Source organism: Rothia sp. CCM 9419 (assembly GCF_048512815.1).
Taxonomy (GTDB): Bacteria; Actinomycetota; Actinomycetes; order Actinomycetales; family Micrococcaceae; genus Rothia.
In genome coordinates this window covers 83,723-107,688 of record NZ_JBLXXY010000004.1, presented here as the reverse complement: position 1 = coordinate 107,688, position 23,966 = coordinate 83,723, and the positions used below count along the sequence as shown (strand labels likewise).

Annotated in this window: 26 protein-coding genes; 6 read left to right on the top strand and 20 right to left on the bottom strand. The window is 47.9% G+C overall.

Translation table 11 applies throughout. The features are described from left to right. Positions 1–5 precede the first annotated feature (5 nt). The 5 genes from tsaD to alr are packed head-to-tail and all read right to left on the bottom strand — an operon-like array spanning position 6 to position 4,116. Complete coding sequence (tsaD, locus tag ACN08W_RS05170) at positions 6–1,097, bottom strand: tRNA (adenosine(37)-N6)-threonylcarbamoyltransferase complex transferase subunit TsaD (protein WP_419107049.1); 1,092 nt, start codon at positions 1,095–1,097, stop codon at positions 6–8. Further along, a complete protein-coding gene (rimI, locus tag ACN08W_RS05165) occupies positions 1,087–1,599 on the bottom strand; it encodes a ribosomal protein S18-alanine N-acetyltransferase (RefSeq protein WP_419107050.1) in 513 nt (170 codons plus the stop codon). The genes tsaD and rimI overlap by 11 nt, the downstream gene beginning before the upstream one ends. Next, entirely contained in the window at positions 1,599–2,279 is a 681-nt protein-coding gene (gene tsaB, locus ACN08W_RS05160; RefSeq protein WP_419102900.1) for a tRNA (adenosine(37)-N6)-threonylcarbamoyltransferase complex dimerization subunit type 1 TsaB, read from the bottom strand. Before tsaB ends, rimI begins: the two co-directional genes overlap by 1 nt. A gap of 33 nt (positions 2,280–2,312) precedes the next feature. Then, positions 2,313–2,894, bottom strand: a complete 582-nt coding sequence (gene tsaE / locus ACN08W_RS05155; protein ID WP_419102901.1) for a tRNA (adenosine(37)-N6)-threonylcarbamoyltransferase complex ATPase subunit type 1 TsaE — start codon at positions 2,892–2,894, stop codon at positions 2,313–2,315. Positions 2,895–2,919: 25 nt separating this feature from the next. Beyond that, complete coding sequence (gene alr, locus ACN08W_RS05150; protein WP_419102902.1) at positions 2,920–4,116, bottom strand: alanine racemase; 1,197 nt, start codon at positions 4,114–4,116, stop codon at positions 2,920–2,922. A gap of 207 nt (positions 4,117–4,323) precedes the next feature. Here alr and ACN08W_RS05145 point away from each other — a divergent pair, with 207 nt between their 5' ends. The 3 genes from ACN08W_RS05145 (at position 4,324) to ACN08W_RS05135 (ending at position 8,072) form a co-directional block, all read left to right on the top strand. Next, positions 4,324–5,520 carry a glycosyltransferase gene (locus tag ACN08W_RS05145; protein WP_419108948.1) on the top strand — a complete coding sequence of 399 codons (1,197 nt, stop codon included), beginning with the start codon at positions 4,324–4,326 and terminating at the stop codon, positions 5,518–5,520. A gap of 31 nt (positions 5,521–5,551) precedes the next feature. Continuing rightward, a complete protein-coding gene (locus ACN08W_RS05140; protein ID WP_419102904.1) occupies positions 5,552–6,349 on the top strand; it encodes a phosphatase in 798 nt (265 codons plus the stop codon). 247 nt (positions 6,350–6,596) lie between these two features. Continuing rightward, positions 6,597–8,072 (top strand): sugar transferase, encoded by a 1,476-nt coding sequence (locus tag ACN08W_RS05135; RefSeq protein ID WP_419102905.1) that lies wholly within the window; start codon positions 6,597–6,599, stop codon positions 8,070–8,072. A 75-nt stretch (positions 8,073–8,147) separates the two neighbouring features. On the opposite strand, the gene ACN08W_RS05130 is transcribed toward ACN08W_RS05135, so the two are convergent. The 3 genes from ACN08W_RS05130 to glmS form a co-directional block, all read right to left on the bottom strand. After that, positions 8,148–9,095, bottom strand: a complete 948-nt coding sequence (locus tag ACN08W_RS05130) for an ADP-dependent NAD(P)H-hydrate dehydratase (protein ID WP_419108947.1) — start codon at positions 9,093–9,095, stop codon at positions 8,148–8,150. Positions 9,096–9,137: 42 nt separating this feature from the next. Continuing rightward, on the bottom strand, positions 9,138–9,545 hold the full coding sequence (locus ACN08W_RS05125) for a holo-ACP synthase (RefSeq protein ID WP_419107054.1): 408 nt from the start codon (positions 9,543–9,545) through the stop codon (positions 9,138–9,140). A 130-nt stretch (positions 9,546–9,675) separates the two neighbouring features. After that, positions 9,676–11,559 carry a glutamine--fructose-6-phosphate transaminase (isomerizing) gene (gene glmS, locus ACN08W_RS05120; RefSeq protein WP_419102908.1) on the bottom strand — a complete coding sequence of 628 codons (1,884 nt, stop codon included), beginning with the start codon at positions 11,557–11,559 and terminating at the stop codon, positions 9,676–9,678. A 148-nt stretch (positions 11,560–11,707) separates the two neighbouring features. Between glmS and coaA the strand changes: the two genes are divergently transcribed. The 3 genes from coaA to mscL all read left to right on the top strand — a co-directional run bounded on the left by coaA (position 11,708) and on the right by mscL (position 13,963). After that, on the top strand, positions 11,708–12,664 hold the full coding sequence (gene coaA / locus ACN08W_RS05115) for a type I pantothenate kinase (protein WP_419102909.1): 957 nt from the start codon (positions 11,708–11,710) through the stop codon (positions 12,662–12,664). A 5-nt stretch (positions 12,665–12,669) separates the two neighbouring features. Continuing rightward, a complete protein-coding gene (locus ACN08W_RS05110; protein ID WP_419108946.1) occupies positions 12,670–13,443 on the top strand; it encodes a M15 family metallopeptidase in 774 nt (257 codons plus the stop codon). Positions 13,444–13,585: 142 nt separating this feature from the next. Beyond that, complete coding sequence (mscL, locus tag ACN08W_RS05105; RefSeq protein ID WP_419102911.1) at positions 13,586–13,963, top strand: large conductance mechanosensitive channel protein MscL; 378 nt, start codon at positions 13,586–13,588, stop codon at positions 13,961–13,963. A 173-nt stretch (positions 13,964–14,136) separates the two neighbouring features. Here mscL and glmM read toward each other — a convergent pair whose 3' ends face one another. The 12 genes from glmM to rlmN form a co-directional block, all read right to left on the bottom strand. Further along, entirely contained in the window at positions 14,137–15,495 is a 1,359-nt protein-coding gene (gene glmM / locus ACN08W_RS05100; RefSeq protein ID WP_419102912.1) for a phosphoglucosamine mutase, read from the bottom strand. A gap of 25 nt (positions 15,496–15,520) precedes the next feature. Continuing rightward, entirely contained in the window at positions 15,521–16,558 is a 1,038-nt protein-coding gene (gene ppk2, locus ACN08W_RS05095) for a polyphosphate kinase 2 (RefSeq protein WP_419108945.1), read from the bottom strand. Positions 16,559–16,862: 304 nt separating this feature from the next. Continuing rightward, on the bottom strand, positions 16,863–17,360 hold the full coding sequence (gene rpsI / locus ACN08W_RS05090) for a 30S ribosomal protein S9 (RefSeq protein ID WP_419102914.1): 498 nt from the start codon (positions 17,358–17,360) through the stop codon (positions 16,863–16,865). Positions 17,361–17,392: 32 nt separating this feature from the next. Continuing rightward, positions 17,393–17,836, bottom strand: a complete 444-nt coding sequence (rplM, locus tag ACN08W_RS05085; RefSeq protein WP_419102915.1) for a 50S ribosomal protein L13 — start codon at positions 17,834–17,836, stop codon at positions 17,393–17,395. A 264-nt stretch (positions 17,837–18,100) separates the two neighbouring features. Then, complete coding sequence (gene truA / locus ACN08W_RS05080) at positions 18,101–19,018, bottom strand: tRNA pseudouridine(38-40) synthase TruA (RefSeq protein ID WP_419107056.1); 918 nt, start codon at positions 19,016–19,018, stop codon at positions 18,101–18,103. A 92-nt stretch (positions 19,019–19,110) separates the two neighbouring features. Further along, entirely contained in the window at positions 19,111–19,803 is a 693-nt protein-coding gene (rplQ, locus tag ACN08W_RS05075) for a 50S ribosomal protein L17 (RefSeq protein WP_419102917.1), read from the bottom strand. Positions 19,804–19,911: 108 nt separating this feature from the next. Then, entirely contained in the window at positions 19,912–20,904 is a 993-nt protein-coding gene (locus tag ACN08W_RS05070) for a DNA-directed RNA polymerase subunit alpha (protein ID WP_419100845.1), read from the bottom strand. 171 nt (positions 20,905–21,075) lie between these two features. After that, entirely contained in the window at positions 21,076–21,480 is a 405-nt protein-coding gene (rpsK, locus tag ACN08W_RS05065) for a 30S ribosomal protein S11 (protein ID WP_419100846.1), read from the bottom strand. A gap of 72 nt (positions 21,481–21,552) precedes the next feature. Next, the gene (gene rpsM / locus ACN08W_RS05060; RefSeq protein WP_419100847.1) at positions 21,553–21,921 is read right to left on the bottom strand and encodes a 30S ribosomal protein S13; all 369 of its coding nucleotides are present in this window, start codon (positions 21,919–21,921) and stop codon (positions 21,553–21,555) included. Positions 21,922–22,102: 181 nt separating this feature from the next. Continuing rightward, positions 22,103–22,216, bottom strand: coding sequence for a 50S ribosomal protein L36 (gene rpmJ, locus ACN08W_RS05055; RefSeq protein WP_419100848.1), 114 nt, complete (start codon positions 22,214–22,216; stop codon positions 22,103–22,105). Positions 22,217–22,352: 136 nt separating this feature from the next. Further along, a complete protein-coding gene (gene infA / locus ACN08W_RS05050) occupies positions 22,353–22,574 on the bottom strand; it encodes a translation initiation factor IF-1 (protein WP_419100849.1) in 222 nt (73 codons plus the stop codon). Between the two features lie 194 nt (positions 22,575–22,768). Continuing rightward, on the bottom strand, positions 22,769–23,950 hold the full coding sequence (rlmN, locus tag ACN08W_RS05045) for a 23S rRNA (adenine(2503)-C(2))-methyltransferase RlmN (RefSeq protein ID WP_419102918.1): 1,182 nt from the start codon (positions 23,948–23,950) through the stop codon (positions 22,769–22,771). Positions 23,951–23,966: the final 16 nt, after the last annotated feature.

Below are 23,966 nucleotides of genomic sequence, written 5' to 3'. Positions count from 1 at the left end.
AGTTCTTATATTGAGATGAGATGCACAGGTAACGATGAGTCCGTCTCGAACTCTAAAGGAGAAGGTTTTGTCCCTTCAGCAACCAGGCGTGCCCCTAATGCTGCAACCATCGCACCGTTATCAGTGCACAAAGACAGCTCAGGAACGATCAGTTCTACCGAATGTTCAGCACAACGTTGAGCAAGCAGCTCTCTGAGCCGTGAGTTTGCAGCGACGCCACCTCCTAAGAGCAATGTTTCTAGCCCTTGTTCAGTACATGCTAATAACGCTTTATGGGTGATGATGTCTACTACCGATTCTTGGAAAGAAGCAGCAATATCTGCAACAGGTACAGTTTCTTCTCGTGCTTGATATCCTTCGATGACTCGGGCGACAGCTGTTTTGAGACCGGAGAAAGAAAAATCATAGCGATGAGGTCCGGGGGCTTCAGCTGTTCCCATAAATTTTCGGGCAGAAAGTCCGCGGGGGAATCGGAAAGCCTGAGAATCTCCAGAACGACTAGCTTGGTCGATGGCAGGTCCCCCAGGGTAGTTGAGCCCGAGAAGTCGAGCTACTTTATCGTAGGCTTCCCCCGCCGCGTCATCGAGGGTAGCGCCAAGAAGACGAACATCTGATGTGATGTTATGAACGGCAAGAATCTCGGTGTGCCCGCCAGAAACTAATAGTGCGCCGAGCCCTCGTTCGCAGAGTTGTTCGAGGTGGAGAGTGCGAGTCGGTTGATCAAGTAGACCGACACCAACATGAGCAACAAGATGGTTAATACCGTATAGAGGTTTTCCGGTAGCAACGGCTAACGCCTTAGCTGCGGAGACACCCACGATGAGCGCGCCGGCAAGGCCCGGTCCTGCAGTAACAGCAATAGCGTCTATTTCGTCTAAATCCACTTGAGCTTCTTCAAGTGCCTGCTCTATCGCGGGAATCATCGCTTCAAGGTGTGCCCGAGAAGCAATTTCTGGTATGACTCCGCCAAAACGTACGTGTTCTTCCATGGATGAAGAAACCGTATTGCTCAGGAGTGTGGTTCCTCGTACGATGCCGATTCCTGTTTCGTCACAGGATGATTCAATTCCTAGTACAAGGGGTTCTCTATTGGTCATGGTGTTTTTCTTCTTGGAGAGATTCAACGTTTTCGAGGTTTTTCATCATTATCAGAGCGTCTACGCCATCGTTATAGTATCGTTCACGACGGTGCACCGGCGTATAGCCTTGAGCTAAATATAGATTCTGAGCAATAGGATTATCCGCTCTTACTTCTAGCATGATACGTTCCGCGCCACGGGCAAGGGCTTGTTTATGCAAGGTTTCGAGGAGCCATCTTCCGTAGCCTCGCCCCCTCGCAGAGGAGCAGACGGCTAGAGTCTGGACATCTGCGGTGTCTGCGACTGTCATAACACCGGCGTACCCAATAATTTGATGTTCTTGTTCTAGCACAATGTAATGACGAGTTGGGTGCTGTACCTCTGCTAAAAACATCTCTATCGGCCAAGCATCAACCGGAAAGAGTTCGCATTCTAGACGATGAATTTGTTCAAGATCGACCAGTTCTAATGTTCTCAACACTACCGTTGAGCCGTCTGCGGTTGTCCTAGTTTTTTCCATTAGGCAGTTCCTGCTGTCACCATAGACTGAGGAACTTTTGCGTCAGATTCCCGTAAATATAGTGCACTTGTTTCGGTCTTTAGGTTTTTCTGTCCTAACCGCCATGCGGCGTGGAGAAGGCCATAGGCCTCTGGTTGAACGTGAGTAAAATCAGCCGCAGCGTTCAGAACGTTAGAGTATAGTCCGGCACCTGCACCGTACACTGGTAAGTCTTTAAGATTGGAGGCAGAGCCTACCGCTGGTTCAGTACAGAGTTGATATCCGTGCTCTGTGAGTTCAAATTCTGCTGAATATACTTCTCTACGGCGGGCGTCAGTAGCCACGAGAAAACGCTGGTTTTGGTGTTCTTGAGCATGTTCATATGCAGATTCTGCGATGGCATATAAGCTCATAAGCCCGTAACACGGAATGTGATGAGCGAAGCTGAGCACTCGTGCCGTCATAATGCCGGCACGTAGCCCTGTGAAAGGTCCAGGTCCTCTACCGACAAGCACAGCATCTAGGTCTTTAGCGGTGAGCTGAGCCTGTTCTAAGGTTTGTTGCACATAAGGAGCCATGACTTCAGCATGTGAACGGGTATCTGAGGTTTTGCATTGGCCTAATAGTCTGACTCCATCGGCAGTCCATTGACCGAGGGCGACAGATGCAGTGGCGGATGAGTCTAAAGCAAGTACAAGCACGCTCTCTAGTCTAGCGGTTTCCTTGTCAAAAGATTATTGTTCAGCGTTCAATACAGCCGAGAGCCTGTCCACTAATTCATTCCATGTTTCAGTATTCCACCGAGGCCCGCATCCGCGAATCATCATCGTGCGTGGTTCTGAGCTGTATTCATCCGTTTCGTCTTCATCGTTTATCCCTTGAAATGGTATGTTTCCGTTTCCTCCGGTTGCTCGAATGATGTCGATTTCTAGGCGTGAATCGCTAAGGTGTTCAACTTTGTTTTCTCCCCATTCAACGATGGTCACAGAGCGTTCTAAAGAATATTCGAGGTCAAGGTCATCAATTTCTTCAGCGCTGCTTAGACGGTAGGCATCTACGTGCACAAGGTCAGGTCCACCAGGGCGGATACCATCTGCAAGGTTAGGGTGCACTCGAGAAAGTACAAAGGTTGGAGAGATAATTCCTTCACGTACCCCTAGCGCATGTCCAAGGCAACGCGTGAAAGTCGTCTTTCCTGCTCCTAATTCGCCGTTGAGCATGATGAGGTCTGCAGGACGTAGCAGTGGCGCTAATGCTTGTGCAAGGTGTTGGGTGTCTTCTTTTGAGGAAAGTTCAAAGGTTACGGTCTTATTCATCACGGGTATTATCGTTCTTCGTCGTTTAGGGGTGGTAGACGCGTGGGACTCGAGCAGAAATGCGGGTGACAATCTCATAGTTGATGGTTTGAGCGGCCTCTGCCCAAGCTTCTACTGGAGGATTCTCCCCTGCCCCAAAGAGTACAACGCGAGCGCCTAAGTATCCGTGTTTGCTCTCTGATAGTCCAGCTTCGCCGAGGTCTATCACCATTTGGTCCATGGCTATTCTGCCGACGACTGTATGGTTTTGTGCGGGGTATCCTTCTCTGTAGATACGTACTGGTGCGTTCTGGGCGATGCGAGGTATCCCGTCCGCGTACCCCATGGGGATGAGCGCTAATGTTGTGGGTTTTGTGGTGCGGTAGTTGAGCCCGTATGAGACTCCTTGTCCAGCGGGTACTTCTTTGACTGCGCTAATGTATGTTTGCACTGTCATAGCTGGTTCTAAACCTAGTTCTTGTGAGGTTTTACCCTCGATGGGGCTTAACCCGTAAAGTCCGATGCCGACGCGTACTGTATTGCAAAGTAGCTCTTGTCCGTAAAGCCCTTCTCCCGTTCCTAGGGTGGCGGGAGTATTTGCTAGGTGAATATATTTTGGGTTCAGGCCTATTGTTTGGGCTTGTTGTACGGCCTGAGAAAAATGCGTTAGCTGTTGTTGTGTTTCAAGGCGTTGAGGTTCGTCTGCGACAGCTAGATGAGAGAAAATACCACAGACGTTGATAAGGCCTTGGTCTTGATATTTTTTGGCTTGGGCGAAGAAAGTCTCCCATTGTTCTGGTACACATCCGTTACGCCCTAGACCGGTATCTATTTTGAGGTGGACGTGGGCGGTTTTGTTGAGTTGTTGTGCTGCACGCGCAATATGTTCGAGATCCCAACCGGAGCTGCCTAGCTGGATGTTATGTTCTATGGCTGTAGCGAATGGGGTGCGGGGGGTGTGTAGCCATGCGATGAGTGGAGCTTCGATTCCTGCTTCTCGAAGTGTTATAGCTTCACTCACGTGTACGACGCCAAGGATGTCTGCGCCAGCTTCTAGTACGGTTTTCGCTACGGGTATTGCACCGTGCCCGTAGGCGTCTGCTTTGATAATGGCGATAAGTGTTCGGTTGCCGATATTTTTTCGGATGGTTTGAACGTTGTGGGTGATAGCTTGTGTGTCAATGATAGCTAGACGTTCTAGGCCGTCTTCGTGTAGCTGTTTTTTGCGGGGTGTTTTGTGCATAGCTAGACTCCTACTGTTCGTGGTTTTTAGTATCTCATGTTCTGCTCTTTTCTGTGTAGTGCATCGTGTTCGTGACGTTATCGAGGATAAATAGGTGCGTCCTTGTTCGTTGTGCAATACAGTAAAGAGGTGCAGCACGATACTACAAAGTTTTTTTCTCAGTTCAGTTCTTCTGATTCGCCTAAGATGCATCTTCATATTCTGTCGATGCATACGTCGCCTTTAGATCAGCCAGGTACTGCGGATGCTGGTGGAATGAATGTGTATATTCTTCGTTCTCTTCAGGCGTTGTTGAAGCTGTATCCGAACCTATCAGTAGAGGTATTTACGTTAGATACTTCTGGTTCTTCTTCACCGTCCGCACAGGTATCGGAGGTGTTACCGCGGACGGTCGTGCATAGTCTTCAAGTTGATGCTGCGGCAGGTGCGTCAAAGGATCAGTTGCCAGCGTTGGTTGATGATTTTGCAAAGGCAGTAGCTGATGCGGCGTTAGAGAATCCTGATATCGTTCATTCTCATTATTGGCTTTCTGGCATGAGTGTTCTTTCTTTGTTAGAGGGGGCGTGGAAGGATTATTCTGTGCCGTGGGTACACACCATGCACACAACTGCCGCTGCTAAGGATGCTCGTTCTGCTCACGGTGAGGGGAAAGAGCCGCAGATTCGTTATGAGGGTGAGCAGAAGATTTGTCAGCAGGTGACCTCTTTGGTGGTTAATACTGTTGATGAGGCTCAGCAAATGGTGCGTTGGTATGGTGCTCAGGAGGAGAAAATGGTTGTTATTCCGCCGGGGGTTGATTCTCAGGTTTTTCACGATGTAGTGCCTTCTCGTCGGATGAATGAGGGTTCTTCTTCTGAATGTTTTCTGGTATTTGCTGGACGGCCTCAACCGTTAAAGGGGTTGCACATTTTGGTGGAGGCTCTTGCTCTTCTGCCTCAGGACATTTCTGTAAGGTGCGCTTTTATTGGGCAGGGCAGCCCTGAGTATCACCAGCAGCTTGTCTCTCGTGCTGAGGAGTTAGGAGTGGATGAGTGTATTGATTTTTATCCTTCGTATCCACCAGAAGAGTTGGCAGAGTTTTTCCGTAGGGCAGATATTGTGGCTGTTCCGTCGTCTTCTGAGACTTTTGGTTTAGTTGCGTTAGAGGCTCAGGCTTGTGGTGCTGCGGTTTTAGCGAGTGATGTTGATGGGCTAAAAAGTGCTGTTGCTGACGGTGTCAGTGGGGTGTTGGTTTCTCCGCGTACTCCTGAGGCGTGGGCTATTGCTGTAGAACAGATGGTTCGTTCGCCACAGAGTAGGCGTTTATTAGGTCAAAATGGTGCTCACCGTGCCCGTGAGAAAACATGGGAGTATAGTGCGGAAGATATGCTTAGGTTATATAGAACTCTTATGAGTTTGGCGTAGAAAAGTTTCTGTTTTGTCGAAGGAGCGCAATATGTATCCTCAGGGAGTTGGCGTTAAACGTTTTACGATGTCTGATGATGAGTTTATGGCGTATTTAGATGCGTCTAAAATTACGGGTGAGGTTGCGACTGCTCGTGAGAATAATCTAAGCCATATTCAAGGTTTCATTGATGGCAACGAGCATTTAGAGTTTGGTGTGAAGTGGACTCGACCATGGACGTATGAGGATGTTTTTGAGGTGATGACGCGTCGGGTTGGTATTGTTTCTGACCCAGAGTTTCGTATGGGTCAGGATACTATTAGTGCCCGTTTGTGTGTTGATGCTTTACGTCGTTATGCTCGTATCTTTGGTGCTGCGGTCCGTGAGAAGAAGTCACTTCTTTTTGCGACAGGGCATCCCGCTGGATTATTTCCTATCTATGCGCAGATGGCACATATTGCGCGTTCTCATGGGGCGCAGGTACTGAGTATTCGTGAGGGTGAACGATTTTTAGATGGGGATCTTCGCCAAATTTTTGATGTCATTGTTTTTGAACAGTATGGCGGTCTTCAACATACTCATTTTCCTGGTCCCATGGATATTGCGTTATCTCAGTTATCTGAGCGTGGTATTGTTCCTGATTTGGTGATTGCAGATCATGGTTTGGCGGGGTTTGCGGCTTCTGTTGGTGTGGATACTATTGGCATTGCGGATTGTAATGATCCAGGGCTTTTTGTATCTGCTGAGCAGGGTCATATTTTGGAGGTTGTTCCGATGGATGACAATGTTACTCCACATTTATATGCCCCTGTTATAGAGTTTATTCTCACAGAAGCGGAACTCATCTAAGCGTCAATCCTTGACACTTATGTCTATTTACCTCAGCAAAGTTCATTCTTTAAGGAAATTTTGTCCACATTTATCCGTTTTCTTGAGGTGATATGCCTATTTGCTGAGTTCATAGGATTATCATGGGGGAAGCGCAATAACATTAGATAGCGTATCATTCACGTACTGATGTTCTACTAGGAGATACAAATTTTTAGGGGTGTCTCCTAGCTCTTTATCTTAGGGAAATATTCGGGGGAATCTTCAGGTGGCTAGCAATACCATCATTAAACAACGTTGGTCAGAGAACCGCGGTCTTAAAACCTGGCAACCTAAAGTTGTTGCAGCGTTGTATCTCTGCGATGCTCTGGTGATTACGTTCACCATCATTTTTTCACATCTTGTGAGTTTTGGTTTCAATAACGCTGAAGTACTCGGTCGTTTTGACGCATCGTGGAATTACGCTGCTACGGGTTTTGTCCTTGCCATTTTATGGTTTATCACTCTTGATATCTCTAATTCTCGCAATATCCGGTATCTCGGACAAGGAAGCGATGAGTATCGTCTAGTTTTCAAAGCCACTAGCTATTTTTTCTGTGGACTAGCTATTTTCTCGTACATGACGAAGGTAGATTTTGCCCGCACCTATATTTTTATAGCCTATCCTCTAGGTCTCATATTACTCTTAGCTGCTCGATGGAGTCTACGACGTTACCTCGTACATTGGCGTCAACGCGGACGTGCTCTCACCCGTGTTTTGGTGATTTCAGATACCGAGTCGGGTAAACACCTCTACGATATTTTGAGGGAAGCGAAGCTTTCTGGGTTGAATCCGGTGGCTTTCTATTTGCCGGGGTATTCCGAAGGAAAAGTCATCTCCGAGGTTGAAGCTCCCATTCTTGGTTATAGCACGGATTCCCAAGAAATTCTGAGAGTATGCGTCGAGAATAATATCCAAGCCGTTGCAGTATCTTCAGGGCATCGACTGACACCAAAACAGTTGCGGACTTTGGGTTGGGATCTCGCAGCCTCTCATATCAAGCTCATTCTCGCCCCAGCCATGACTGATATCGCTGGACCACGTATCCATACCCAGCCGCTTAACGGTGTTCCTCTCATTCACGTATCGACCCCTCGTATGGAAGGATTCTCTGCCTTAATCAAACGGACTATTGATATCGTCTGTTCTACGTTAGGGCTTATTGTGCTAGCTCCTTTACTTATTGCTGTTGGTATTATTATCAAGCTAGATGGTGGACCAATCTTCTTCTTCCAAGAGCGAGTAGGGTACCGTGGTGAAACGTTCAAAATGGTGAAGTTCCGTTCGATGGTGACCAATGCTGAAGAGCTTAAAAAAGATTTGCAAGATCGGAATGAGGGCAATGGCGTTCTGTTCAAAATGGCAAATGACCCTCGTATTACCAAGGTTGGAAAGTTTATCCGTAAATATTCCATCGACGAACTTCCTCAGTTATGGAATGTATTTGTTGGTGATATGTCCCTCGTGGGGCCTCGCCCACCGTTGGAAACTGAGGTCAATCAGTATGAGGAGGAAGCCTACCGCCGTCTACTGGTCAAACCCGGTATTACTGGTCTATGGCAGGTTTCTGGACGTTCTGACCTCTCATGGGAAGAATCTATTCGCTTAGACCTATACTATGTTGAGAACTGGTCAATTACTGGTGACTTTGTTATTCTCTTCCGTACCGTACGCGCAGTCTTCGCTAAGCAAGGCGCATACTAGCACAGTCCATCTTTTTAAAAAATTGGTGGGTGCCCAACTTTGGGCACCCACCAATTTTTTATGAACAGTAAAACACTATTCTGAGAATATTTCTGAGATAGCTTGTGCGATATATTCTGTCACGACACTCGGTGGTGTTGGGCCCCCGCATTCGTTACGATGAACGTTCTGCGTTGCCTGATGATGGATAGCTACAGCGCTTGCGGCTACTCTCAAAAAATCTATGGTAGATAATGAATGGTTCTGTGTTCTGGCTTGGGCATGGTGTGTGGCAAGGAAAGATCCCATAATCCCACTCAGGGTATCTCCACTTCCTGCTGTTGCTAGCCAACTATGAGGTGCTTGGAGTTTGTACCCTTCCTCGTTTTCGGGGCTAGCGATATAGCTCGTGTGCCCTTTGAGAAGTACTGTTGCCCCTGTTAGTCGAGCTGTATGTTGAGCCCAATAGCTAGGGTTTTTGAGAATATCGTGTTGTTCTGGTACATCATGGGCATGATGTTCATTCCATAAAGTGGGGTTCAAGGAAGCAATCCATGTGAGCATCTGGTGTAGTTCTCCGGCATGAGGAGTCACGATACGATGACTTTTAGCTGGGCCGTTTAATGCAATAGATTGAGCAAAATACGGTAGTGCTTGGGCATCTAATACTGCTGGAACCGGTTCATCAAGAATCCGTTCTAGAAGTTCTTGACGTTCTTCACCCGTTGCGCCAGAGCCTGCGCACCATGCATCAGGTGTAGGCATCTTTTCGCGGTTAGTAGTGCATACCGCTTCTGGAACATGCAGGTGTATCAGAAGGTTAAGGGCGTCAGTACCAAGAAACCGCACCATTCCCACACCACTATGGACCGCGGCTTTTGTGGCGAGTAGTCCGGCACCAGGGTATTCTGGGCTACCTGCAACGACGCCTAATACACCACGAGTGTATTTATGGTCAGTAGGCGTGGGCAGTAGGATGTCATTTTTAAGATCTTCAATAGTGTAAGTGGTATAGCATTGGTCGATAGCTTTTAGCGGATCCATGTCTACGTTGTATCCTTAGGGGTACGTTGGCAGTGTTAGAAATTATCCATTCTTTTTGGTGTTCTCGATGTTTTTAAGAAGTTCTAGTTCTTCACTGTTAAGGTGTTCTGCTATCACCATAGCAGTGGCTATTGGTTCATCGTGGCTTAGCGTTATATGCCAGTGGTTGATACGTAATTTTTCAGCATATGATTTGACTGTTCCGGACAGAAGAAGTTGAGGTTTCCCATTCACACTATTGGTGATGGAACAGTCTTTCCATGACAGCCCTGATGGTGCCCCTAGAGCTTTTGCAACAGCTTCTTTAACAGCAAAACGTGCTGCCAGTGAGCGTATCGGTTTTTGCTGTTCTTCTTCGCTGAAGAGTCGCTGGCGTAATGCTGGTGTTTTATGGATTATTTTTTCAAACCGGTCGATATTTACCACGTCAATACCTGTCCCAATAATCATCTACTACTCCCCCCCCCCAATATGAACCATAACGATTCAGGGGGTAGTGAACCATAATTCATGGTTCACCACCCCCTGAAGAAGTCATCTCAACAGCACAAGGTCTTGTCCCGTTGATAGTTTGTGGTTTTTATTCCACTGTCACAGATTTTGCCAAGTTACGTGGCTGGTCAACGTCCAAGCCTTTAGCTCCAGCGAGTGCACATGCAAAAATTTGCAATGGTACGGTTGCTAGCAGAGGTTGAAGAAGAGCTGGGCACTGTGGGTAGGTGATGACGTGGTCAGAGTATGGGAGAACTGCGTCATCGCCTTCCTCTGCAATCACCAAGGTTACTGCGCCGCGTGCTCGTACTTCTTGGATGTTAGAGACAACTTTAGAGTGCAAGGAGTCTCGTCCACGAGGTGAAGGAACAACAACGAAGATGGGTTGTCCTTCTTCAACAAGAGCAATAGGTCCGTGCTTCAGCTCGCCTGCGGCGAAACCTTCTGCATGGATGTATGCAATCTCTTTGAGTTTCAATGCGCCTTCGAGTGCTACGGGGAATCCGACGTGGCGGCCAAGGAACAACACGGACTTAGCATCTTTCATGGAGATACCAAGATCTTTGATTTGTTGTTCTTTGGTGAGAAGCTCTTGAATCTTCTCCGGCATCGCTTGTAGCTCGCTCAAGACCTGCTGAATTTCGTCCTTGTACATGTTGCCACGAAGCTGAGCAAGGTAAAGACCGAGTAGATATGCTGCTGCAATTTGTGACAAGAAGGCTTTCGTTGAAGCTACAGCAATTTCTGGTCCGGCGTGAGTGTATAGTGCTGCGTCTGATTCACGTGGCAAGGTTGAACCGGTGGTGTTGCAAATAGAGACAACTTTTGCGCCTTGTTCTTGTGCGTGTCGTACTGCCATCAGAGTGTCCATGGTTTCACCTGATTGTGAGAGTGAAACCACGAGGGTTTTCTCGTTAACGATGGGGTCACGATAGCGGAACTCGTGTGCAAGCTCAACTTCGGTGGGGATACGGCACCAGTGTTCAATTGCGTAACGTGCAACCTGTCCAGCGTATGCTGCGGTACCGCATGCGACAACAATAATTTTATCGATGGAGCGGAGAATACTGTCATCAATTTTTAGCTCGTCAAGGGTGAGGTTTCCGTTCTCATCGAAACGTCCCATGAGAGTGTCACGTACGGCAGCTGGCTGTTCATGGATTTCTTTTTCCATGAAGGACTCATATCCGCCTTTTTCTGCTGCGGCAGCATCCCATTCGATATCGAAAGGTTTACCTTCTGCGGGGTTTCCTTCGAAGTCGATGATGGAGTAATCGGTTCCGGTAATGGTCACGATTTGGTCTTGTCCCATTTCGACAGCACTCTTGGTGTAGTCGATGAAGCCGGAGACGTCAGAGCCAAGGAAGTTTTCGTTTTCGCCAAGACCGATAACAAGTGGTGAGTTACGACGTGTTGCTACCACGCGGTCAGGGAAGTCTGCGTGAATAGCCAAGATGGTGAAAGCACCTTCAAGTCTATTAGACGCTTGACGGATAGCTTCGGTGAGGTCTTTTTCTTCGAGGTTGTTATAGATATCAGCGATGAGGTTTGCTGCGATTTCGGTGTCTGTTTCAGAAAGGAACTGAACACCTTTGGCGCTGAGCTCACTGCGGAGTTCTGCAAAGTTTTCGATAATGCCGTTGTGTACGATCGCTAGGCGGTTATTATCAACGACGTGGGGGTGGGCGTTGGCGTCGTTGGGTCCACCGTGGGTTGCCCAGCGGGTGTGTCCAATGCCAATGTGAGAATCCGCGATGGGGTTCTCTTCTACCTCTTGAACGAGGTTAACTAGTTTTCCTGCTTTTTTACGGAACTCGATGCCTGCATCGCCAACAACAGCAACACCGGCGGAGTCGTATCCGCGGTATTCTTGGCGACGGAGCCCTTCAAGGACAACATCATATGAGTTGTGATCAAATTTTTTACCGTCTGGGTTAGAACCCAGACCAACATATCCTACAATTCCACACATACAGCTAATACTACCTGAGAACCGTGAAAATTTTAGGTGTGTGCCACGCGCGGTGTGGGATACTCGTCGTTGTTTTATCTTCTGACACGTTCTGAGCAAACTGCTCATATTGAGGTTTTTCTAGGTGAAGAGAACTAAAATGTGTTCAATGAGCTCAGCCCCTTTATTATCGCGACACTCACCTTTTCTGGAACTAGATCGTGCCACGTGGTCACGTTTATCTTCGGAGATTGAGGTTCCTCTTAGCGAGTCTGAAATTGAACAATTGCGCGGGTTGGGAGAGACTCTCGACGTAGAAGAAGTGCGTAATGTGTATCTTCCGTTGTCTCGCTTATTGAATTTATATGCAAACTCTACTGCCTCTATTAATCGTATGACTAATGATTTTTTAGGGTTATCGCAGCGTCGTGTTCCTTTTATTATTGGAGTTGCGGGTTCTGTAGCAGCAGGTAAATCAACAACGGCACGCCTGCTTCAAGCGTTGCTCAGCCGTTGGCCTTCTACCCCAGATGTTCAGCTCATTACAACAGACGGTTTCTTATATCCCAATGCGGAGCTTGAACGCCGTGGGATCATGGCTCGTAAGGGTTTTCCCGAGTCTTATGATCGTCGTGCGCTATTGCGTTTTATTGCTGATGTAAAGTCTGGTGTGCCACGGGTGAGTGCACCAAAGTATTCGCATTTGTTCTACGACATCATTCCTGACGAAAAAATTGAAGTAACATCGCCTGATGTCTTAATTGTTGAAGGACTTAACGTATTAGCACCGCCTAAATTGCGGGGGCAGAGCCAAGCAGCCTTGTCTTTGAGCGATTTTTTTGATTTCTCTATCTACGTCGATGCCCGAACGAGTGATATCGAGCGTTGGTATATTGATCGTTTCTTGTCTTTACGCGATCATGCTTTTCAGAATCCGGATTCGTACTTTAATCGTTATGCGAATCTTTCAGATGAGGAAGCTGTAGAGATAGCAACTTCAATTTGGCGCACTATTAATGAGCCCAATCTTTTAGAGAATGTTCGCCCCACAAGGGCACGTGCACAACTAATTCTTTCTAAGGGGTCAGACCATAGTATTTCTCGTGTGCTTTTGAGGAAGAATTAGTAGTGATGGCTAAGTCTCGTTCTTTTGGTCGTCGTTGGTTTTTATCTGCTGCGGCGACTCTTTCTTTGTGTTCTTGTAACTCTCGTGCTGAGCAACCTCAAAGTCGCACAGAAGCATCATTGCCTGAGGCTCGAGGGGGAAAGTTAGCACAGGAGTCTCCCATCACGTCGGATTCAACCGAGTCACCGCAGGCGGAGCCTTCAGCGCATCATTTTCGTGCCGATTCTTTATCTGTTCTCGTTAATAAGCAGCACCCTCTTGACCCGATTCACTACCATCCACATGATTTGGTACCTTTTGGGTCGGTATTACTTCGTGAAGAGGCAGCTCAGAACGCTCATGCTTTGTTTGCGGCAGCTACGCGTGAAGGTTTATCTCCTACGACGTTGAGTGGTTATCGTTCGTATGATGATCAGATTAACACCTACGAACATTGGGTGAACACATATGGCAAGGAACAAGCTGACACTGCTTCTGCTCGTCCGGGGTATTCAGAACATCAAACGGGTTTAGCTCTTGATATTGGTTCAGCCGCAGGCAATTGTAATCTTGCAGTATGTTTCTCTCAAACCCCTGAAGCGCAATGGTTTGCTCGTTATGCTCACCGTTTTGGTTTTATTCTGCGTTTTCCATATTGGAAGCATGAGCTTACTGGTTATTTTTATGAGTCATGGCATTTTCGATATATCGGGGTGAGTGAAGCCGAACGATACTATCAATCTCACGCTGAATGTTTGGAAACATTTTGGGGTTTTGGTCCGGCACCAGCATACCTCTAAATGAAAAAATCTGATATTTTTTTCAAAAAGTAGGATAGGTCAATATCCCATGTCACACCATGTGACTAAATACACTATTTTCGAGAGAAAATATCTTTTCTAAACATTCAAATTAGTTCAGGACAAAGATACTCTTATATACATGCTTAATGGATTTAAAGATTTTATTACCCGTGGCAACGTCGTCGACCTCGCAGTAGGTCTTATCATCGGCACCGCCTTCACCGCAGTTATCACCGCATTGGTTGAAGCTGTTATCATGCCTGCAATCGCAATGCTTGTTGGCTCCCCCAGCTTCGACGATTTCCTCGTATTCGGAGAAATCAAGATTGGTGTATTCCTCACCGCAGTTGTGAACTTCCTTCTCATCGCAGCAGCTGTTTACTTCGCGATCGTTACCCCCATCAACAAGATGAACGAACGTCGTGCAGCTAAAATTGCAGCTGGCGAAGAAGATGAAGAAGAAGTTGATCCTCAGATCGTTCTTCTCAAAGAGATTCGCGACGCTCTTTCCAAGTAATCTTTATTGAACTAACACAATAAAATACTTAAAAAGTTACTCCCCATATCTTGTACAAGATATGGGGAGTAACTTTTTCCCTTTTTCCTTTTTCACAGCAGAAACATCAACACTGCTCCTGCTATATAGGGGATTCTTATCTATGATGTGTTAGATAAGAATCCCCGTACCACTTACAAACCTAGTTCTCGTTTGACGATATCAGCTAGATAGGCTGCATAGCGATCAGCAGTCTCCTGGTCCGAGGCTTCTACCATGACACGAACCAAAGGCTCAGTTCCTGATGCGCGAAGTAAGACACGGCCAGTTTCACCGAGTTCTTCTTCAACCTCTGCAATAGCTTGTTGAAGCTTCTCACAGGTTGCAACACCATCACGATCGACTCCCCGAACATTAATCAGGCACTGAGGAGTTGCCTTCATACGACTAGCCAGTTCTGAGAGCGGAAGACCCGTACGAACAATTTCTGCAGCAAGTTGCAGTCCAGTGAGTACGCCGTCACCAGTCGTCGCATAATCGCTCATAATGACGTGGCCAGATTGCTCACCACCCAAGTTATAACCTTGAGCGTTCATCGATTCAAGAACATATCGGTCGCCTACAGAAGTACGCTCCAATTTGATACCTTGTTCTCGAAGATATAGTTCAAGTCCCAAAGAACTCATCACTGTTGCAACGAGGGTGTTATCTTTGAGCCTTCCAGCTTCATTCATCGCTACCGCAATAATCGACATGATTTTATCGCCGTCAACAAGGTTGCCCTGTTCGTCTACAGCAATGCAACGATCGGCGTCTCCGTCATGGGCAATGCCAAGGTCAGCGCCATGGGCAACGACCATTTCTTGAAGCTTTTCTGGGTGGGTGGAGCCCACTCCATCGTTGATGTTGATTCCATCAGGAGCAGCAGCAACAACTTCGATATCGGCCCCTAGCATGCGGAATGCATCCGGAGAGACACCCGAGGCTGCACCATTTGCGCAGTCAAGGACGACTTTCAGACCGTTAAGGCGTCGATGGCCAGGAATGGTCGAAAGCAAGTGCGTCACGTACCGGTCTTCTCCATCGGTGAGAGGACGTATACGCCCCACTTCCCCACCGGTGGGATATCTGAACTCTTTGGAGCGATACAACGCTTCAATCTCATCTTCGATGGCGTCATCGAGCTTCTTACCGCCTCGAGCAAGGAACTTAATTCCGTTGTCCTCAGCAGGGTTATGTGAAGCTGAAATCATCACACCGAAGTCTGAACCTGTAGCCCCAACCAAATATGCTGCTGCTGGCGTGGGAACTAAACCAGCATCCCACACATCAACACCAGAAGCAGCAAAACCAGCCATCATCGCAGATCCGATGAACTCACCGCTAATACGGGAATCATGGGCGATAAGCGCCTTGGGTCGGGTACCTTTTTCTACCGTATTGAACCCTAATACGATGGAGGCAGCCTGCGCGAGCTCTAAAGCCATACTTGGCGTAATGAGCTCATTCGCTAGACCGCGTACACCGTCGGTTCCAAATAATCTTTTCGACATCACTGGCTATTCTACGCCTTTTAGTCTAATTATCCTCGTCTTTGAGAATTGGAAATCCTTCTGGATTTTCAGGGTCTTCATCATCAAAGACTGCAGAAGCTGGACCGATAATGAGCGAATCAACATTGCCAACAACATCTTTATCTTTATTGGGGTAATCGAATTGGCTCAAAACATGACGCATTGCCTCAAGTCGGGCACGCTTTTTATCGTTAGATTTAATAACGGTCCATGGAGCATCACCGGTGTCTGTATAGAAGAACATTGCTTCTTTTGCCTCAGTATAAGCATCCCACTTATCCAAAGAGGCTAGGTCTGTAGGAGAAAGTTTCCACTGACGTACGGGGTCTGTTCTACGAGAGTTGAAACGAGCTAGCTGTTCTGCTCGTGTCACGGAGAACCAGAACTTGATGAGTTTAATACCAGAGTTCACAAGCATACGCTCCAAATCTGGTACTTCACGCATGAATTCGTAGTATTGCTGTGAGCTGCAATAGCCCATGACTCGTTCGACTCCTGCACGGTTGTACCAAGAGCGGTCCATCATGACGATTTCTCCGCCGGCAGGAAGGTGCGCAATATAGCGTTGGAAATACCATTGGGTTTGTTCTATTTCGGTGGGTTTCTCAAGCGCAACCACACGTGACCCACGAGGGTTTAGGTGCTCAGTAAAACGTTTAATAGAACCACCTTTACCAGCGGCATCTCGGCCTTCAAAGATGATAAGGATTTTCTGTCCGGTTTCTTTAACCCACAATTGTAATTTCAAAAGCTCAATTTGCAGAGCTCTCTTCTCACGTTCGTATTCTTTACGTGAAAGTTTTTTATCGTAGGGATAACCCTTTTTCCAAGCGTCAGAGTCGCTGGTTTCACCTGAAAGTTTCTTCGTCAATGAAGCAATTTCATCTAACTCAGCTGAATAATCTTCAACGACGGAGACTCGACGTACCTCTTTTTTCAAAGCAGCTTTAATAGCTTCTTTCTGGTGAGTATCGGCTCCAGAAGCAGAGTTTTTTTCAACCTTAGCTTCGGTGTTCTCGTTATTTCCATTGGTAGCTACCATAGCTGCCCTCTCCGTTGAGTTTCTTTTGGTTGGTTCCATTCATATTCTAAAGAGCTTTAGAACTGAGACACAGTGTTACTGGCAGATAGACCCTAATAATCAGGTGTATCGAACGGACCAGCACACTCTTCTTATCCTACTCTTCTCAGGTTGAGGGTAGAGATTTTTTGTTCATAGAATGAGAGTGCTGCTACACCAGAGCCCTTTTCGAAAAATATATTCCTGAGATACGCCAAAGGCAGAGCCTCCTCTTTGGGAGACTCTGCCTTTGAACAGTGTAGAGCCAAATGCTCTCGTTGCGTGATTAACGCTTGGAGAACTGTGAAGCCTTACGTGCCTTCTTGAGACCTGCCTTCTTACGTTCGATAACGCGTGCGTCACGGGTAAGGAAGCCAGCCTTCTTCAAGGTAGGACGGTTGTTCTCAACGTCGATTTCGTTCAATGCGCGTGAGATACCTAGGCGCAAAGCACCTGCCTGACCGGAAGGTCCACCGCCGTGAATACGTGCGATGACGTCATATGCACCTTCAAGTTCAAGAATTTTGAAAGGTTCGTTAACCTCTTGCTGGTGCAATTTGTTAGGGAAGTAGTTCTCGAGTGCGCGACCGTTGATGGTCCACTGGCCGGTGCCAGGTACAACGCGAACACGAGCAACTGCTGCCTTACGACGACCAACTGCTGCACCTGCAACAGTAAGTGCGGGGCGGGGTGCTTTTGCGTCTTCTGCTACGGGAGCGGAAGATTCAGAAGTGTAGCTGGTTAGCTCTTCTTCTACTACGATCTGCTCTTCATTCTGAGCCACGATTTCTCCTAATGTTCTTTCGTTGGCCCGAATTACTGGGCGACCTGAGTGATTTCGAAGGTCTTAGGCTGCTGTGCAGCATGCGGGTGCTCTGCACCTGCATAAACCTTAAGATTTTTCAGCTGCTGTGCTGCAAGCTTGTTTTTAGGAAGCATGCCTTTAACAGCTTTCTCTACGGCACGAACTGGGTTTGATTCCAAAAGTTCTGCGTAAGAAACTGACTTCAGTCCACCCGGGTAACCGGAGTGACGGTAAGCACGCTTTTGTTCTAGTTTTGCACCGGTTAGTGCAACTTTGCTTGCGTTAACGATAATGACGGAATCGCCAGTATCAACGTGAGGAGCAAAAGTCGGCTTGTGCTTTCCGCGCAGCAGTGTTGCGGTCTGGCTGGCAAGACGACCCAGGATTACGTCAGTAGCGTCAATGACGTGCCACTGGCGTTCTACTTCACCGGGTTTCGGAGTGTAAGTGCGCAAAATTTCGCCTTTGTCTCGTTTGAACAGTTGGCGCTTAGTTGGGTATCGCGCCTAATTACTAATATGCGTCAAACAGGGTTTGGGTGAGGACCAAACGCATCTGTTGTTCTTATATCCTGTACACTTCATAAATATTTGCTCTGCAACTGAGCTATTTCTGAAGGTATTTCAACCAGGACAGAACACGCACAATATATAAGACTATACATGAGGATTACTAGTTAATCCACAGGATTCTCTTTTAATTTCGAGTTCCCCATCACATCAGAGCTCTCTACGAGACCGAGCTTGCCGAGCTTGCATTTCAAAAGCTGATTCTTCGGGGTATGTAATCTCAGATAACGCCAGGCCCCATGGCGGCGCAAGACGTATTTGAGAATCTCGTAACGGGTTTTTAATCCTATCCCCCAACCATTCACTATTATGAGTGCCAGATCCCACCGAAACTGCTGCAGCAATCAACGAACGCACCATGTGATGACAAAAAGCATCAGCACGAATATCAGCACGGATAAGCCCCTGCTCTGTACGATAAAAACTCAACTCACGTAATTGGCGAATAGTTGTCGCCCCTTCACGAGGCTTGCAGAACGACAAAAAATCGTGAAGCCCTAATAACACCTCACAGGCATCATTCATCAGCTCAAGATCTAGTGGCTGGTCTACCTGCCACGCTAGGCGTCTGTAAAGGGCAGATTCTCCAGAATAATTACTGCCATCATCAATTAAATAACGATAAGAACGGCCAGTAGCAGAGAAACGAGCGTCAAACGTGTGGCAGGTTGCAGAAACTGCAAGAATACGGATACTCCCATTTAAGAAACCATTAAATCTGGATGGCAGCCCCAGTTCTCGTTCAGCATGAGTGAGTACTCTTCCAAGCACTCCCCTCAACCGACGTTTGAGGGCATCAGCTGGCAAGCTATCGCTCCGCCCGGGAAGGGCATCCCAACGGCTGCGTTCAATATCGCAGTGCACGACCTGATGAGTCGCATGAACACCGGCATCCGTTCTACCACCGACTACTAAACGAACAGGAGCACGAAGAACCATCTCAAGGGCTTGTTCGAGGCAGCCTTCAACGGTTACAAGCCCAGGCTGTTTGGCCCACCCCGCAAAAGGAGTGCCGTCGTATGCTAAATCGATACGCACCCGTTGATTGTGATGTTCTACAGTATCCACATAAGTCATGGTTCTCCCGAATATATAAAAACTCTGCCGTCCATAGTCTAACTACGGACGGCAGAGTTTAGCTAAAAGCCATATGAGGTGAATTATTCAGAAACCTTCTGAGCGGCTTCGCCACCTGCAGGTGCGTATCCTGCAGCTTTAGCGGACTCAGGGGAATCGAACCAGATTTCAGCCTTGGTGCTGGTGTACCAGCGAGATCCAGGAACGTGATACTTCATAGAATCAGCGTTGCCTTTGATTTCGAAGCCTTCAGGAGCTTCGCCGTTTTCCAAAGGAGCGTGTGCACCAGCAGGAAGAGCACCGTTATCGGTTGCTGCAGGAGCAGCAGCTTCGGTTTCAACCTGTGCAGGAGCTTCTTCAGCTACAGCAGAGTTCTTTGCAACGGTGGTTGCTTCAGCAACAGCAGAAGCAGTTGCTACAGGCTCCATCACCAATTCGATAACAGCCATAGGAGCGTTATCGCCCTTACGGTTACCGATTTTGGTGATACGAGTGTATCCACCAGGACGCTCTGCCATTGCAGGAGCAATCACGGTGAAGAGCTCGTGAACTACGGATTTGTCGCTGAGGGAACGTAGAACGCGACGGCGTGCAGCCAAGTCGCCTTTCTTAGCGAAAGTAATCAAACGTTCTGCAACAGGACGCATACGCTTTGCTTTAGTAACAGTGGTGGTAATGCGCTTGTGCTCAAAAAGCTGTTGAGACAGGTTGTTGAGCATAAGGCGCTCGTGTGTAGGGCTTCCGCCGAGGCGAGGACCCTTAGTGGGAGTAGGCATAATTATTTCTCCATGGAATTACTGTTCCATCGCTCCTTTGCGAAGAGTGTGGAACCAAGTTTGTGACCTGAGGTTCGTCTCACCGTAGTGAGGGTATCCGAACCGGGATTAGAAATCGCCGTAAGCGTCGTCGTCGTGCAAACGTGAAGCAAGCTCGAAACCGGGAGGTGAGTCTTTCAACGCAAGACCAAGCTCGGTGAGCTTTGCCTTAACTTCGTCAATAGACTTTGCACCGAAGTTACGAATGTCCATAAGGTCAGCTTCACTGCGAGCAACAAGTTCACCCACAGTGTGGATGCCCTCACGCTTGAGGCAGTTATATGAACGAACAGACATTTCCAAATCTTCAATGGGAAGAGCCAAATCAGCTGCCATTGATTCGTCTGCGGGAGACGGACCAACCTCAATACCTTCTGCAGCAGTATTAAGTTCGCGGGCTAGGCCGAAGAGCTCTACCAAAGTGCTACCTGCCGATGCCACAGCATCACGAGGAACGATAGCTTCCTTGGTTTCGACGTCCAAAATCAAGGAGTCGAAGTCAGTACGCTGCTCAACACGAGTTGCGTTAACGCGGAAAGTAACCTTCAGCACAGGTGAGTAGATGGAGTCGACTGGAATACGACCAATCTCGCCATCACCGGTTTTGTTCTGAGCCGCAGAAACGTAGCCACGGCCACGTTCAATAATGAGCTCAGCATCAAAGTTTGCGCTGGAGTTCAAGGTTGCGATGTGCAACTGTGGGTTATGAATTTCCACGCCGGCTGGAACCTCAATATCACCTGCTGTGAGTTCGCCTTCACCTTGCTTACGCAAGTAAGCGACGACAGGCTCGTCATTCTCAGAAGAGATTGAAAGCTTTTTGATGTTGAGGATAATCTCGGTGACATCTTCGGTAACACCTGGAACGGTGCTGAATTCATGCAAAACACCATCGATGCGGATGCTGGTTACAGCTGCACCGGGGATTGATGAAAGCAACGTCCGGCGAAGGGAGTTACCAAGGGTGTATCCGAAACCCGGTTCAAGGGGTTCGATGGTGAAGCGTGAGCGATTTTCCGCTACGACCTCTTCACTCAGAGTGGGGCGCTGTGCAATGAGCACGATGTTTCCTTTCAGTGAGCATCCGCTATATGAGCTCACAGGTTGGGGAAAACAGGGAATAAGGAAGCAGACGAAGCAGTCTGTCCGGTGATCGGTTTATAGCTCCTTATAGAAGAGCTAAGAACCGACCGCCCGAGTCATAGGACTCGGGAGAACCGCATCTTCTAAAAATTAGACGCGACGACGCTTCGGCGGACGGCAGCCGTTGTGAGCAACAGGGGTAACGTCCTGAATCGAACCAACTTCGAGGCCAGTTGCCTGAAGTGAACGAATTGCAGTTTCGCGACCGGATCCTGGACCCTTAACGAAAACGTCTACCTTACGAACGCCATGCTCTTGAGCTCGCTTTGCAGCAGTCTCAGCAGCCATCTGAGCTGCGTATGGGGTGGACTTACGTGAGCCCTTGAATCCCATTTCACCAGCAGATGACCATGAAATGACTGCACCAGAGGGATCAGTAATAGAAACAATGGTGTTGTTAAAAGTGGATTTGATATGTGCCTGACCGGCAACAATATTCTTGCTTACCTTGCGGCGGCTAGTTTTGCGTGCCGCTGCACGAGTCTTGGGAGGCATTTTTGATTCTCCTACAAAGGTTTGGTGAATACGTTGGTCCAACAAGAAGTGATGGACTGAAACAACGCGTTATTACTTCTTCTTACCAGCAACGGTACGCTTTGGACCCTTACGGGTACGAGCGTTAGTTTTGGTGCGCTGACCGTGTACGGGCAGACCGCGGCGGTGACGCAGACCCTGGTAGCTACCAATCTCAACCTTGCGGCGAATATCTGCAGCAACCTCACGGCGGAGGTCACCTTCAACCTTGTAGTTACCTTCGATGAAGTCACGAAGCGAAACGAGCTGAGCATCGCTCAGGTCCTTAACGCGCACGTCAGGGCTAATTCCAGTAGCCTCGAGTGTTTCGTGTGCACGGGTTTTACCCACGCCGTAGATGTATGTAAGAGCTACTTCCACGCGCTTTTCGCGGGGAAGATCGACTCCAGCGAGACGTGCCATATTGGCTGTTCTCCTTATTGATATCAGAGGTCTATGGCATCACTGCCTGGAGGTTATCTCCAGTCCCCGGCCTCTGTGTCCGGAGGTATTCTAAAATACCTATACGTAGTTTTTAGAAGCGGTGCCTATTTCATGAACCCGTTCTTGAAACGGATGAGCATTGTTCAGAACTATTAAGTTATTAGCCCTGACGCTGCTTGTGGCGCGGATTTTCGCAGATCACCATGACTTTGCCATTACGGCGAATCACTTTGCACTTATCGCAGATCGGCTTAACGCTCGGCTTGACCTTCATCGCATTCCTTTGCGTTGATTGCAATTATTTGCAGTTACAGTTGGGCGGGATAAGAGGTTTCCCTACATACGTAGAGAACGTTATCCCCTATTTAACGCACGTTAAACGCCGCGTTAAGCGACGTTTATTATGCTGTTTATTTATAGCGGTAGACAATACGACCGCGTGAGAGGTCGTAAGGGGACAATTCCACAATAACTCGATCCTCAGGCAGGATTCGAATGTAGTGCTGACGCATCTTGCCTGAGATGTGAGCTAGTACTTTGTGTCCGTTGTCCAACTCAACACGAAACATCGCGTTGGGTAGAGCTTCGACCACAGAACCTTCAATCTCAATGACGCCGTCTTTCTTGGCCATATCCTCCGCTAACGTCGGTGCCTAATGAATCCACATCAGACATTGAACTTATCTTGTGAGCTATCCCTACACAGAACACGAGGAACGGTAGAGACAACCAACAATCTAGTGTACGGGATATCTGCTCAAAAGTTAACCCATTTGAGTAATCATCACGTGATATTGCACTCATTGAGCATGTTGCGTGGCACGAATTATTCCTGAGCAGCTAGCTGTCCACAGGCTCCGTCAATATCCGACCCACGAGTATCACGAATAGTGGTTGGAATACCATGAGCGCGTAAACGCTCCACAAAGTTCTGCTCCACACCTTTACGAGAAGCCGTCCACTTTGAACCGGGAGTCGGGTTTAACGGAATGGGATTCACATGAACCCACCCGCGTCCTCGCTGTGCCAACTTCTTCCCTAAAAGATCGGCACGCCATCCTTGATCATTAATATCTCGAATCAACGCATACTCAATGGAAATACGGCGCCCAGTAGTCCGATAATAGCTATACGCGGCGTCCAGCGCCTCATCAACTTTCCAATGAGTGTTAATAGGAATTAACTCATCGCGTAGTTCATCGTCAGGGGCGTGCAAAGATAGGGCAAGGGTAATCGGAAGTTTTTCCATCTCGAATTTACGCATACCTGGCACAAGCCCCACGGTAGACATCGTAATACCGCGAGCAGATATACCAAGGCCTTCCGGAGATGGGTCAATCAAACGGTGCACCGCACCCATCGTACGTTTATAGTTTGCAAGAGCTTCGCCCATACCCATAAACACGATATTCGACACTCGTAAGGGGCGAGTATCCTCAGCGCCATCGCCAGCTTGTTCAAGGCCTTTCATCTCTTTAAGATAACGAGCTCCCGCAACAACCTGTTCAACAATTTCGGCAGTTGACAGATTACGTGTTAGCCCCTGCTGCCCCGTAGCGCAAAACGGACAGTTCATACCGCAACCAGCTTGCGAAGAAATACACATCGTCACACGATTCTCATATCGCATGATGACGGATTCAACCATCGCGCCGTCGAAAAGACGGTGAACAACCTTCAACGTATTACCTTGATCTGCTTCAAGAGTACGTACCGGAGTCAGGAGTTGTGGCATAGCCTCGGATACCATTTTTTCGCGGTCAGCAGCAGGTAAATCCGTCATAAGGGCAGGATCGCTCACCAAACGTTCAAAATAATGTTTTGATAACTGTGCTGCACGGAATGGTTGATAACCAAGTTCCTCCAAAAAAGCACGGCGACCTTTCATATCAAAATCAGCAATATGACGAGGAGGCTGTTCACGACGTGGAGCACGTAGCGCAATAGTTCCAGGGGCAGGGCGGACATTAGAAATCTCCACCGAAGTTTTTGTGTGAGTTGTGCTCATAATATCTTTCTTCATG